General features: G+C 59.0%; 1 protein-coding gene (cut by a window edge). It reads left to right on the forward strand.

The window, feature by feature from the left end; translation table 11 throughout:
• On the forward strand, window positions 1-15,069 hold the 5' portion of the coding sequence (locus GC101_RS15945; RefSeq protein ID WP_171718032.1) for an SDR family NAD(P)-dependent oxidoreductase. The gene runs 3,306 nt beyond the window's last position; 15,069 of the gene's 18,375 nt are visible here — the first part of the coding sequence; its start codon is at window positions 1-3; its stop codon lies off the right edge, out of view.

The following is a 15,069-nucleotide window of genomic DNA, read 5'->3' on the forward strand; positions in this document are numbered from 1 at the left end:
ATGACAACAACAGAATTCCGGTTTCAAAGCGATCATCCGATCTTGGCCCATCATCAGGTGATGGGCAGCGGCATCCTGCCGGGATTGGCTTACATTGATATCTGTTACCAATGGTTCAGGGAGCAGGGATATGATTGCGCAGAGCTGGAGCTGCGCCAGGTTACCCTCTTTCGCCCCGTAACCGTTCGGGAGAACGAGGAGATCCGGCTGCGGCTTCAATGTGTTGAAGCGCAGAAGGGGCGATGGCAAATCCGGGTGGAAGGCGAAATTATCGGGACGGAGGAAGAGTCCGCCGGGCCTTTCATGACCGCCGAGATGCACCGCTGCCCGCCGGTGCGGTTCGAACATTCGATCGATGCGGACCGTATCCGTTCTTCGGCCGGCAGCAGGACAGATATGGCGCTGCTCTATGAGCAGTGCCGGGCTCTCGGACTTGTACATTCCGGATTCATGAAGGTGGAAGGAAGACTGTTTGACGAGGCCGATTCGCTCTTGCTGGACCTTGATCTCCCGCAGGATAGCCTCGGGGAAGCAGATAGCTTCATGTTCCACCCGGCACTGCTCGACGGCAGCTGCGTCGGGGCCGGGGCGCACTTCACGCAATTGGCGGAGGACCGGCGGCTGTTTCTGCCTGTCTACATCGAATCATTTCGTGCTGCGGAGCTGATTCAAGCGAACTGTATGGCCGTAGTCAAGCATTCATCGATAATTCAACGGGATGGACTATTGTCGTTTACGCTGGCGTTTTTTAACCGGGATGGCCGGCAAATCGGCGAGCTGAAGAATTTCACGAACAAGCTGGTCCGCGGCGGGGAGGCAGAGAGCCCTGGTCAGCTCCTTCCCCGGCAGCCGCACGAAGCCTTACCGGACGTAACGGAAGCGGCTCAGAGCGCGGAAGCCGCCGCACGCCGTTTTCTCGTCAGCCTGATTGCGGAGCGGATGAACCGGGACGAGAAACAGATTGATGTGCGGGCGGGCTATTTTGAAATGGGGCTTGATTCGGCCTCCATGCTTACACTGGCCAAGGCTGTGGAGAACAGTCTCGGGAAGGACATCTCCCCGACGCTTCTATTCGAGTACCCGACGGTTGAACGCTTAGCGCAGTATTTGGGAGCTGCCTATCCGGAGCAGCTTCGTCCGGAAGAGCCGGAGCTGAGCACGAATCTGCCGGCTGCAGACGGCGGCGTATGGCCTGTGAATTCCGGTACGGCTGAACCGGCAGCGCACGCGTCTGCTCGAGGTGATGACATCGCGGTCATCGGCATGGCCGGGCGATATCCGTCCGCTGCGAACCTGGAACAGTTCTGGTCGAATCTGACGGCCGGCAAAGATTGTATCCGCGAGGTTCCGTCTTCCCGCTGGAAGTCAGAGCGGCTGGCGGGCCTTCGTTCCGCCTCGGGGAAGCCGATGTCCCGCTGGGGCGGATTCATCGATGATCCGGATTGCTTCGATCCGCAATTTTTTAGAATTACGCCGAGAGAAGCAGAGACGCTCGACCCTCAGGAGCGGCTGTTTCTGGAAACCTGCTGGGAGACCATCGAGGACGCGGGCTATACGCCGGATTCATTGACAGTACCGGCCGGACCGCATCAACGCCGCCGCGTCGGGGTATTTGTCGGCGTGATGCATAAGGATTACGCGCTGCTCGGAGCGGAAGCGGCGGCGCAGGGGCATCCGTTTCCGCTTTCGCTGAACTATGCCCCCATAGCGAACCGCGTGTCGTATGTTTGCAATTTTCATGGACCCAGCATGGCCGTCGATACGGTATGCTCCTCCTCGCTGACTGCGGTTCATCTGGCCATGGAGAGCATTCGGAGCGGAGACTGCGAAGCCGCATTGGCAGGCGGCGTCAATCTGTCGCTCCATCCGGCCAAATATGCCACTTACGGCATGATGGACATGCAGGCCAGCGACGGGCGCTGCCGCACGTTCGGCAGCGGCGGAGACGGCTACGTGTCGGGAGAAGGAGTCGGCGCCGTTCTGCTCAAGCCGCTCAGCAAGGCGATTGCGGACGGTGATCATATTTATGCTGTTCTGAAAGGAAGCATGATCAATCACGGCGGCTCGGCGAGCGGCATTACCGTGCCTAACCCTGTGGCCCATGCCGATTTGATCGGTGAATGTCTCCAGAAGGCCGGTATCGGCGCGCGGTCGGTTTCGTATATCGAGGCTCACGGGACCGGTACGCCGCTGGGCGACCCGATAGAGATGGAGGGACTCGTCAAAGCTTTCCGCTCCCATACGAACGATACCCAGTTCTGTTCGGTCGGCTCCGTAAAATCGAATATCGGCCATGCAGAGTCGGCTGCCGGCATTTGCGGGCTTCACAAAGTCATTTTGCAGCTTTACCACCGGATGCTGGTGCCTTCGCTGCATGCGGAGGAGCTTAATCCATATATCGATTTTGAACGGTCTCCTTTCTATGTACAGCGGAAGCTCGCGGCATGGGAGCGGCCAATTGTGACGGATAAGGGCAAGGAGATAAGCGTGCCGCTGCGGGCGGGCATCAGCTCGTTTGGAGCCACCGGCTCCAACGCCCATCTCCTGCTTGAAGAATACGACCCTGCGGCTCACGCGGCAGGCACGGTCCCGGTCAATCCGCCACTTGGTGAGAACGGCCAGTGTCCCGCGCTTGTACTGCTCTCCGCCAAAAACAAGGAACGTCTTCACGCATATGCCGGCAAGCTGGCCGGCCATTTACAGCCGGATTCGGATTACCGCGCCGTTGATCTGCATGCGCTGGCCTACACGCTTCAAGTCGGCCGTGAGGCGATGGAAGAACGCGCTGCCTTCCTGGTGAGGGATGTACCGGAGCTTGTCGCCGGGCTGCGCCTGCTGGCAGCGGGAGAAGAGAGCACCGGCTCCGTATGGCTTGGCCGGTCGGAAATTGACGCGGCTGAGGACCGGCTCGTTCCGGAGGCGGCTGCTGAAAGCTTGGCTTCCGCTGCCGCCGCATGGGTCCACGGACGGGAAGTCGACTGGAAGAGGATGTACGGTGAATCCGTACCTCTTCGCCTGAGCCTGCCATCGTACCCTTTTGCCAAAGAACGGTATTGGGTACCGGTATCCGGCCATCCAGCGGGTGCCAGGCTGTCCGCTTCGTCCTTGCTGCATCCGCTGCTCCACGAGAACGTCTCTGACTTCCGGGAGCAGCGCTTCCGTACGGTCTTTACCGGCAGCGAGTTTTTTCTGGCAAATCATATTGTGAACGGACAACGTATGCTTCCCGCCACAGCATACCTGGAAATGGTCCGGGCCGCTGTGGCGATGTCTGCCGGCGAAATGCCGGACGGGCCGCTCAGTATCCGGTTGAAGCATATTGTCTGGTCTAACCCCTTCATCGCAGGCGAAGGAACGGCAAGTGTCGATATCGCGCTTTTTCCTGAGACGGACGATGAAATTACATTCGATATCTTTAGTCATGCGCCGGGAGAGGAGCCGGTTGTGTACTGCCAGGGAACTGCGGTAATTGCTTCCGGCACCGTAGAAGCCGCCCGGATGGATCTGGACCGGGTTCGCTCGGAATGTGCGGAGGATAGTCTGGATGCGCCAGCACTATACGGGCTGTTCCGGTCGATGGGAATTGAATACGGCCCAGCCCACCGCGGGGTGGACAGGCTTCAGCTAGGCGAGGGCCAAGTGCTTGCACGGCTGACGCTGCCTGCGGAAGCGGCCGCTTCAGGGACAGAGGCCTATGTCCTGCATCCGAGCTCTATGGATGCGGCGCTGCAAGCCTGCATCGGACTTGCTCCGGCGGCGGGCGCGGCAGGCAAGCCTTTGGTTCCATTCGCGTTGGAAGAGCTGGTTATTCACGGTGCCTGCACGGAACAGATGTGGGTCTGGACCCGCTATAGCCCGGGAAGCGGGACAGGCTCTCCGCTGCTCAAATATGATTTGGACCTCTGTGATGATCAGGGCAGTATGCTCGTTCAGCTAAAAGGCTTATCCGTTCGTCCGCTGGAGCTTGAAACGCTTACGGGGACGAAGACAGAACCGGCTTCTACTCTGCTGCTGCATAAAGAATGGGAAGAACGGCCGGCTGCCTTCACGCATAGTTTATCCGGCCCGGACGTCAAGCATCTTGTTGTCCTTAGCGGACAGGAGGCGTTCGATTTAGCCGCGCTTCGTGCCAATCTGGGTGGTGCAGAATGCGTCCAATTCCCTCATGAAGGGGAGGGGACCGCCGCCCGTTACCGCAGGGCTGCGGCCGCTCTGCTCGAGCTTCTTCAGCGCGTCCGCCCAAGCTCTCCGGCGGGGAGGCTGCTTATTCAACTCGCGGTCCCGAACCAGGGCGAGCTCCGGTTGTATGCCGGACTTTTCGGGATGCTGAAAACGATGCAGCTGGAGAACACCGGTCTGGCCGTGCAGCTGATTGAGCTGGAGCCTGGGGACAATGCCGGTTCCCTCGCGTACAAATTGAAGCAGGACAGCACAGATTTGGAGTGCGAACATATCCGTTACGAGCATGGGAAGCGGCATGTTGCCATTCGCCAGGCGGTTGACATTTCCGGCGGAGATGCCCCTCATTCGCTGCCTTGGAAAGATGGAGGCGTCTATCTAATCACCGGCGGAGCGGGCGGGCTTGGCCTGATTATTTCCAGGGAAATTGCACGTTCTGTTGACGCTCCGTCAATTATACTGGCTGGACGCTCCGAGCTGGACAAGGCAAAGGAGGCGGAGCTTGACGAGCTGCGCAGAAGCGGTACCCGCGTCTGTTACGTGAAGACAGATGTCAGCGACTTTACGGCAGTTTGCAGTCTAATGAACAGCATACGCTCCGAATATGGCACGCTGAACGGCATCGTACATAGCGCGGGCCTGGTTCGTGACCGTATGCTCATGCACAAAACAGCTGCGGAGCTGCAGGAGGTGCTGGCACCGAAGGTGGACGGGCTTGTTCATCTGGATGAGGCCAGCACCGGCTTTCCGCTCGACTTTGTTATCGCCTTCTCATCGGCAGCCGGTAGTCTTGGCAATTCCGGTCAAGCGGATTATGCGGCGGCCAACGCTTTCATGGATGCTTATGCCGGGTTCCGCAATACGCTCTACCAGTCCGGCAAGCGGAACGGCCGGATGCTGTCTGTTGGCTGGCCGCTGTGGGCGGAAGGCGGAATGAGGCTGGAGGCACAAGCGGAGACAGCACTGCTTGGAAGCAAAGGCCTGATTCCTCTGCGGACGGCCTCCGGCATCCGGGCATTGTACCGGGCATGGGCTGCACAGAAGGATCATGTACTGGTACTTGAGGGAGACGCTGCCCGTATGCTGGACATCGATAAGCAGCAGTCCGCCACATGGGAACAACAGACCGACGCCGGTGCGGACGGGACTTTGGCCGAAATAGATGTGCTTTACGGCTTTGCAGTACGGTACCTCACCAAGCTGTTGGCCGAAGTGACCAAGCTGCCGGTCAGCCGGATTGATGACGTCACCTCCTTGGAGGAGTACGGCATGGATTCGATCGTAGCGATGCAGCTGACTGCTGAAATGGAGAAAGGATTCGGGACACTGCCGAAGACTCTGTTCTTCGAATACCGGAATTTGCAGGAATTGGCGGCATATCTGACCAAAGCTTACCCGGGCAGGATATCCGCATTGTCAGGCGAACCGGCCGGGCTGAAGGAGACAGCAGCCGCCAAGGTTCCGGCTGAGACTGCAAAAGACGGCACGGTGAAGAGGCTCACGCCCCGCTCCCGGCCATCCGGCAGACTGCACCGCGGTAATAGCGAGGATACCGCTGCCGAAGCTGCGGGTCTGCCGGCTGCCGCAAAAGATATCGCCATTATCGGCTTGTCGGGACGTTACCCGGGAGCATGGGACTTGGAGGAGTTCTGGCAGGTACTGAAGGACGGCAGGGATTGTATTACCGGAATTCCGGCTGCGCGCTGGGATAACAGCCGCCACCGCAAAGGGAGCGAAGGCCGGAACGCTGAACGTTGGGGCGGTTTTATCGATGGCGTCGACGAATTTGATCCGCTATTCTTCAACATCTCTCCGCGCGAAGCGGAGACGATGGATCCGCAGGAGCGGCTCTTTCTGGAGCGCGTCTATGAAGCGATGGAGGATGCGGGCTATGTGCGCCTGACAGGCGGAGCCTCCGCCCCGTATCATGCGGGAAGTGTGGGCGTATACGTCGGGGTCATGTACGAGGAATATCAGCTGTATGGCGTTCGCGAGCAGATACAGGGAAAAGCGGTGGCACTTTCGGGTAATTCGGCATCCATCGCCAACCGGGTGTCGTATTATTGCAATTTTCAAGGACCGAGTATGGCGGTTGCCACCATGTGCTCGTCCTCTCTGACGGCGATTCATCTGGCATGCCAAAGCTTGCGGCTGGGCGAGTGCAGGATGGCCGTAGCCGGCGGTGTCAACGTATCGGTTCATCCGAACAAATATATATTGCTTGAGCAAAACCAGTTCGTGTCGAGCAAAGGCCGATGTGAAAGCTTCGGTATCGGGGGAGACGGCTATGTGCCCGGCGAGGGAGTCGGTGCCGTGCTGCTTAAGCCGCTCGATCAGGCAATTGCCGACGGCGACCCGATCTACGGCGTGATTAAAGGAACGGCCGTCAATCACGGCGGCAAGGTGAACGGCTACACCGTCCCGAATCCGAACGCCCAAGCGGAGGTCATCGGCAAAGCGCTTAGGGAAGCGGGACTTGATGCCCGGGAACTCACGTATATCGAAGCGCATGGAACGGGCACTTCACTGGGCGATCCGATTGAAATCGCGGGGTTAGCCAAATGCTTCGGGACCTATACGCAGGATAAACAATTTTGTGCGATCGGGTCGGTCAAGTCGAATATCGGCCATTCCGAAAGCGCGGCCGGCATTGCCGGACTCACCAAGGTGCTGCTGCAGCTGCAGCATAAACAGCTCGTGCCATCGCTCCACTCGGAAGTGCTGAATCCTAATATCGATTTTACGAATACGCCTTTTACCGTTCAACGGGAGCTGGCAGAATGGCCAAGACCACTGCTTAACCTGGACGGAACGGCGAAGGAGCACCGGCGGACAGCGGGCCTGTCATCGTTCGGCGCGGGCGGCTCGAATGCCCACATCATTATTCAGGAATACGTACCGGCCGGGACGGAGGCAATGTACGGGGAGTCTGCGGGTACACCGGTGCATCCTGCTCTTATTCTGTTATCCGCAAGAGATGAGGAGAGGCTCCGGGAGCAGGCGAAGCGGCTTGTCGAGGCGATACGCTGTAAAGGACTGTCAGATACGGATTTGCCGCATTTGGCATATACACTTCAAGTCGGCCGCGAAGCCATGGAGGAACGGCTGGCGCTTGCGGCGGTGACGATGGCGGATGCGGTGCAGAAGCTGACGGCTTACGCAGAGAACCCTGCGGCAGCCTCCCTGGACATATACCGGGACGGGATCAAACGCAATAAAGAAATGATGGCATTGCTCGCCCAAGATGAAGATATGGCTGCTGCAGTGGATCATTGGATGGCAAAAGGCAAATGGAACAAGCTCCTCGGGCTCTGGGTGAGGGGCGGGGCAGTGGATTGGTCCCGGCTTTACACCGGTTCTGGCTTCTTGCCGCGGCGGTTGCGGCTGCCTTCCTATCCTTTCGCCAGAGAACGGTATTGGGTTGCCGGCGGACAAGAACATGCCGATGTATCCGGCGGCAGTGCCGGGCAAGCTTATCTTCATCCTCTGCTGCATGTAAATACATCTGATCTGGCAGAGCAACGGTATACTTCTTTGTTTACGGGGGCGGAATTTTATCTGGAGGATCATGTGGTGAACGGGCAATCCATGCTGCCTGCCGCCGCATTCCTGGAGATGGCACGTGCTGCCGTAGAAGACGCGGCTGCAGGCTTGACGGGTGAGCCGACAGCCATCCGGCTGTCCGGCGTAACGTGGCCCCGCCCGCTTATCGCGGGAACACAGCCCGTTCAAGTGCATATCGGACTCCATCCCGGTGAGCGGGATGAAATTATGTTCGACATATACGGGAACGGGGAAGATGGCAGTGCGCCGGTCTACAGCAGCGGCCGTGCAGAGCTGTATGCGGTAGAAGATGCACCGCATCTAGACCTGGACGCCCTTTATGCGGCCTGCAGCGGGCAGCAGTTCGATGCCGGTACCGTGTATGAAAGCTTCCGCTTGAGGGGGATCGGGTACGGGCCCGGCCACCGGGGGATCGAGAGGCTGCACACCGGCCGAGGACAAGTGCTGGCCGAGCTTACGCTGCCTGACTTCCTGGCGGGGACTGAGGATACCTATATGCTGCATCCGAGCTTGCTCGACTCGGCGCTTCAAGCGTCGGCAGGACTGCGCCTCGCTGAGGCTGACGCTGACGCAGGAAAGGCAGCGGACGCCCAGGGGCTCTATCTGCCTTTTGCTTTGGAGGAGCTGGAGGTGACGGGAGCGTGCGCTTCCCGGATGGTTGCCCATGTCCGTTACAGCGATGGAAGCCCGGCAGACGGGAGCACCGACAAATTCGATATTGATTTATGCGACCGGAACGGGAAGGTCTGTGCCCGGTTAAAAGGGTTCACGGTTCGTAAAACCGGTCCGGAAGCGCTGCGCCAGCTGGAAGAAGGAGCGGCAGCAAGCGAGTCGAAGCCGCAGATGCAGACATTAAGCCTGATGCCGGTCTGGGATGCCGTTAAACCTGCAATGAGGCAGGACAATACACGGGATGGGGAAGGATTATTAGTGATCGGAACACCCGGGGTGATACGTGACCGAGTGATGCAGCACTTTGCCGGCGCTTCCCTGATGGAGCTTATGGGGGGAGAAACGGCGGATACGATTGCCCAGCGGCTTCAGGCGCAGGGTCCGGTCCGCCATGTGGTGTGGATTGCGCCGCAGAATACGACGATCGAATCCCCGACTGATGAAGCATGGATTGGGGAGCAGGAGCGCGGGGTGCTGCAAGTATTCCGCCTGATCAAAGCGTTTCTTCAATTAAAATATGGCAGCCAGCCGCTGGAATGGACGCTGGTGACGGTGCAGTCGCAGCCTATCCATTCCTGTGACCCGCTGAAGACGGCACATGCCGGGGTTCACGGACTGGCAGGGTCAATGGCCAAAGAATATCCGGGCTGGCAGGTACGCGCTGTCGATCTGGAAGCGGGCCGGGAGTTCCCTGTTGATGATATGTTCAGGCTGCCGGCGGAACCGCAAGGAAATTCCTGGGTCTACCGTACGGGCGAATGGCACAAGCAGAAGCTCGTCCCGATCCAGGAAGCCGCTTCCGAACCGACGCTCTTCCAGGAGGGCGGCGTGTATGTAGTAATTGGAGGTGCAGGCGGCATCGGCCAAGCGTGGAGCGAATATATGATCCGGACCCACCAGGCCAATGTGATATGGATTGGAAGGCGGGAGAAGGATTCCGGCATTCAAGCCGGCATCGACCGGCTTGCGGCTCTGGGTCCGGCGCCCGAATATATCGCGGCAGATGCGGCCGACCTGCAGTCTTTTCAGCGCGCTTATCTTGAGATCAAGCAGCGCTATTCCCGCATTAACGGCATTGTGCATGCGGCACTTGTGCTGCGGGATCAGTTACTTGCGAACATGGACGAAGAACGTTTCCACGCGGCCCTTGCCGCCAAGGTCGATGTATCTGTGAGGATCGGCCAAGTATTCCGGGACGAGCCGCTCGATTTCGTGCTGTTCTTCTCCTCCATCAATGCGTTTGCAAGATCCGCAGGACAAAGCAATTATAGTGCAGGCTGCGCTTTTAAGGATGCATATGCCAGCTATTTAGCAGGAGTGTGGCCGTGTGCCGTCAAGGTGATGAACTGGGGATATTGGGGAAGCGTCGGAGCTGTCGCATCCCGGGAATACAGCGAGCGCATGGCTAACAGGGGAATCGGCTCCATCGAGCCGCCGGAGGCAATGGCTGCGCTGGAGTCGCTGCTGGCCGGTCCGGTGAATCAGATGGCACTGGTCCGGACGGCGAACCCCGGAGCTATGGAAATGATCGATGTCCGGCAGGCAGCCTCGGTCTATTCCGCACAAGTTGATGCTTCACCGGGCGCCGGCATATTCCATCACATGGCGGATGATATCCAGGAAGGGCAGACCCGGCAGGCCAAAGCGCTGAGCAGCCCGGCGGCCCGAGAGCTGGAACAGCTGATAGCGCGGCTGCTGCTCAAGCAGCTTCGTACAACCGCTGCTCCCTTTGCTAACGGCAGGCTGGAGCGGCAGGCGATGTTCGGTAAGTGGCTGGAGGCGAGTGTACAACTGCTTGCGGAGCACGCTGGAGTGTCCGATCCGCTGAATGAATTGCCTGAGGAGGAGACGGCTGCACTCTGGCAGGAGTGGAGCGGCCGCAGGCAGGAATGGCTGGACGCCGAAGGGTTAGAAGCACAGGTTATCCTGGCGGAAACGATGCTGCGCGCGCTGCCTGATATTCTAACCGGGCAGCGGCCGGCCACAGATGTCATGTTCCCGAATTCCTCCATGCATCTGGTCGAAGGAATATATAAGAACAATCCCCATGCCGATTACTTCAACGGCGTATTGGCCGGCACGACTGTCGCCTATGTGGAGCAGCGTATCAGGCACAATCCGTCCGCAAAGATCCGCATTCTGGAGATCGGCGCAGGGACCGGAGGAACGAGCAGCGGGGTGCTGAGCAAGCTGGAGCCTTACCGGGACCGGATCCAGGAGTACGCCTATACGGATCTCTCACGGGCGTTTCTTCAGCATGCAGAGAAGGAATACGGCCCGCGTTATCCTTATTTGGCTTACGGCATCTTTAATGCCGAGAATGGCATTCAGGAGCAGGGGTATGCGGCCGGCGTCTACGATGTCGTCATCGCGGCGAATGCTCTGCATGCGACAAGAGATATCCGCACGGCGCTGCGCAATGCGAAGGCGCTGCTGCGGAGCGGGGGCATTCTGCTGCTGAACGAAATCACACGCAGCGATTTGTTCACCCATATCACCTTCGGTCTGCTGGAAGGCTGGTGGGCGTATGAAGATGCTGCGCTGCGCGCGCCGGGATGTCCGGGGCTTGCTCCAGATACGTGGCAGGCTGTTCTCGCCGGGGAAGGGTTCGGGGAGATCATCTTCCCGGCCGGTGCCGCCCATGACAAGGGGCAGCAGATTATTGCGGCGCACAGTGACGGAATCGCAAGGCAACGTCTCCAGGCCCAGCCGGACGGCAGTTCAAAGGTTCATAAGGAAGTAAAGGCGGGTCATGCGGCAGCAAAAGTTGAAGCCGTTAGCTTCCAAAGGAACCAACCTGCGGCTGCTGCGGAGGCTGCGGATACCCGTGTGCCGGAGGAGGAGCTGCGCGCGCGAAGCCGCAGCTATTTCAAACGGCTGATCGGGGACGTGCTTAAGCTGCCGGATCACCGGATCGACGCCTCAGAACCGTTCGAAAGCTACGGCATCGACTCGATTCTGGTCGTTCAGCTGACGGATTCGCTGCGCGGAGTGTTACCTTCGGTCAGCTCAACCTTGTTTTTTGAGCACAGGACGATTGATTCGCTGGTCGAGCATTTCATTCTGACGCAGGAGGACGGATTGCGGAAGCTGGTCGGCATGGAGAACGGCATTGCGGTGGCAGCCGGATTACCCGGAGCTTCTGCGGCCGGTCCGGGAGCCGGTTCCGCGCCTTCTGTGCATTCCGCGCCGCTTCGTCCACTTACGGCATCCTTGATGACCAAGCGCCGGTTTGTTTCCAGGACGGCAACGGAGCCTGAATCGATGCCGGGGCCGGTATCAAATTCGGAATCCAAGCCAACGTACGTGCGGGACATCGCGGTCATCGGTTTATCCGGCCGGTTCCCGATGGCTGGCGGGGTGAACGAATTCTGGGAGAACGTGAAGCAGGGAAGAAGCTGTATCTCTGAGATTCCGCCGCAGCGGTGGGATTGGCGAAGTTATTATAACGAAGAGAAGGGCAAGAGCGGATCGATGTATACCCGGTGGGGAGGCTTTCTTGAGGATATCGACGCCTTTGATCCGATGTTTTTCCGCATATCACCGAAGGAAGCCGCCCAGATGGATCCTCAGGAGCGGCTGTTTCTTGAATCTGCTTACGCTTCCGTAGAGGATGCGGGCTATACGCCTGCGAGTCTTAGCACCAGCCGGAAGGTCGGCGTATTCGCCGGGGTGATGAATGGCAATTATCCGACAGGGGCCAGCTACTGGTCGATTGCCAACCGGGTCTCATACCTGCTGAACTTTCAGGGGCCAAGCATGGCGGTCGATACAGCCTGTTCGTCTTCCTTGACGGCTGTGCATCTGGCGCTGGAGAGCCTCTACAGCGGGATGAGCGAATGCGCCGTCGTCGGCGGTGTTAACCTGATCGTGGACCCGGTCCATTATCTGAAGCTGTCGGCGGCAACCATGCTCTCCCCTGGCGATACCTGCAGGGCGTTCGGTGCGGGAGCGGACGGCTTCGTCGATGGCGAGACCGTGTGCACAGTCGTGCTTAAACCGCTGGAGGCCGCCCTCGCAGACGGCGATCATATCTATGGCGTTCTGAAGGGAAGCGCCTTGAACGCAGGCGGACGAACGAACGGCTACACGGTTCCCAGCCCGGATGCTCAGCGCGGGGCGGTCGCAGAAGCGTTGCGGCGCTCAGGCGTTCCGGCCCGAACGGTTACGTATGTGGAGGCGCATGGCACGGGGACGGCGCTCGGCGATCCGATCGAAATTTCCGGTCTTACCAAAGCGTACGAACGAGAAACGTCCGACAAGCAGTTTTGCGCCATAGGCTCGGTGAAGTCCAATATCGGCCATACAGAAAGCGCTTCGGGCATGGCGGGGCTGGCTAAGGTGCTGCTTCAACTGAAGCACCGCAAGATTGCACCTACTCTGCATGCACAGGAGACGAATCCGGATATTACATTCGGCGAGACTCCGTTCTTCGTTCAGCAGGAGCTTGCGGAATGGCAAAGGCCGACTGTGGAGCTCGGCGGCATCCGCAGGGAATTTCCGCGCCGTGCGGGCATTTCCTCCTTCGGAGCAGGCGGAGCGAATGCCCATCTGATCGTTGAGGAATTTGTTCCGGAGGTGCGGAGCGAAAGACCCGCAGCGGCTGCGGCAGGCCGTCCGTTCCTGATTGTGCTGTCAGCGAGAAACGGGGACCGCCTGAAGGAGAGAGTCCAGCGTCTGCTTGCGGCGGCCGAAACGAATGGCTATTCCGATGCCAATCTTGCGGACATCGCCTATACGCTGCAGGTCGGACGCGAGGAGATGGAGGAACGGTTAGCGTTCACAGCGGTATCAATGGCCGACCTGCACCTGCGGCTTCACGAATATCTGCGCGGAGAAGACTATCAGCCAGAGCTGCACCACGGTCATGTGAAAGCGAACCAGGAAGTGCTGGCGGCGCTGACGGCGGATGAGGATATGCAGGAAACCGTGGACAAATGGATTCGGCACGGCAAATTCGCCAAGCTCCTCGACCTATGGGTCAAGGGCTTTCGTCTGGATTGGAGCAGGCTTTATGATGGTCTGCCGGCTAAGCCGCGGCGCATATCGCTGCCGACCTATCCTTTTGCCAGAGAGCGGTATTGGATGGAGGGAAGTCCCTTCCCGTCGGCATTTGCCATGGACACAGCCGGTGCGCAGCTGGTACTCCCGAAGAACAGTCAGGCCGAACGGCCAAATCGTCACCCGGCGCCGCAGGAGCAAGACGAACCCATGATCTTCGAGGAAATCTGGGAGGAAGAGACCGGGGCAGAAATGCCTGCTGCCGGGCAAGTTCAGCTTGAAACGGTTGTGTGCTTCCTGTCGGACCGCCGGAGTCAGCAGATTCTATCCAATGCGGTGAGGCTTAGCTCACCTCATGCACGCTTCGTCTTCGTCAGCGAAGAACCAGACGGCGGCGAGCGGCTTGAGGATACGTACAGGGTCCGGGGAGATGATAGCGCCTCCTTGGCAGAAGCTTTCCGTGACATAGCCGTCAAGTATGGTAACGCCGATGCGGTGCTCTACATGTGGCCGCTCGAAAATCCGCAGCATATTCAAGATCCGACTGCACTTGTTCATACCATTCAGGCACTTGCCTCTACGAAGTTCGAGGTCCGGAAATTAATAGCTGCGGCTGCCTTTGCGAACGGGCTTGAGCGCTGCTATGCCGAATCGTGGATCGGGATACAGCGCTCGCTTGGAGACGTGCTTCCTGATACGTCTATGGGGATATGGCTGGCGGAGGCCGGATTACACGGGCAGGACGCGGGCATGAAGGATTGGCTGGAGCAAATAGGCGCAGAGCTGCGCTCTTCCGGCGTACGGAATGTGCTGTATGTTGAAGGTAAGCGTAACGTCTGCACAGTACGCAGGGCAACAGATCATGTCTGTGTTCAGCCGGTATGGAAGAAGGGGGGCACCTATTTAATTACAGGCGGCTGTGGGGGACTTGGTTATCTGTTCGCCGAGCACGCTGCCAGGACGCACGGGGTTCAGCTTATTCTAACCGGCCGTTCGGCTGTGGATGACACAATTAAGAAGAAGCTCGGGGCACTGGAGGCACTGGGCAGCAGTGTCGAATACGTGCAGGCGGACTTATGCAATCTTCCGCGTATGCAGGAGGGAATCGCCCGGGCCAAAGCACGGTTCGGCCCGATTAACGGAGTTATTCACGCTGCGGGTATCCAGGTGAACCGCAGCGTTATGGAGAAGAGTGCGGAGGAATTCCGGCAGGTGCTTCGTCCGAAGACGGAGGGCACGGCTGCCCTGGACGAGCTGCTGCTGGAGGAGCCGCTTGACTTCTTCTGTCTGTTCTCTTCGACCTCTGCCGTACTGGGTGACTTCGGTTCCTGTGACTATGCCGCCGCCAACCGGTTCCAGATGGCTTATGCGGATTACCGGAACGCCCTGCGGAAGCAGGGGCTGCGGCGCGGCCATACGGCTGCCGTTGGCTGGCCTCTATGGAGAGACGGGGGTATGGGCTTCTCGGAGGAAGAGCAGAGCGGCATGTATCTGAAAGCGAGCGGACAGCGGTATCTTGAAGTGGAAGAAGGGCTTGCTGTATTCAGTGATCTCATCTCAAGGGCCGGCGGGCGCTATCTGGTGCTTGCCGGGGACAGCAGAAGAATCGGGCGCTTTCTGGGCATCGGTACCTCTTCAGCGGACTTCGTGCCT

The sequence above is a fragment of the Paenibacillus phytohabitans genome (genome assembly GCF_013141775.1).
Lineage (GTDB): Bacteria > Bacillota > Bacilli > Paenibacillales > Paenibacillaceae > Paenibacillus_AQ > Paenibacillus_AQ phytohabitans.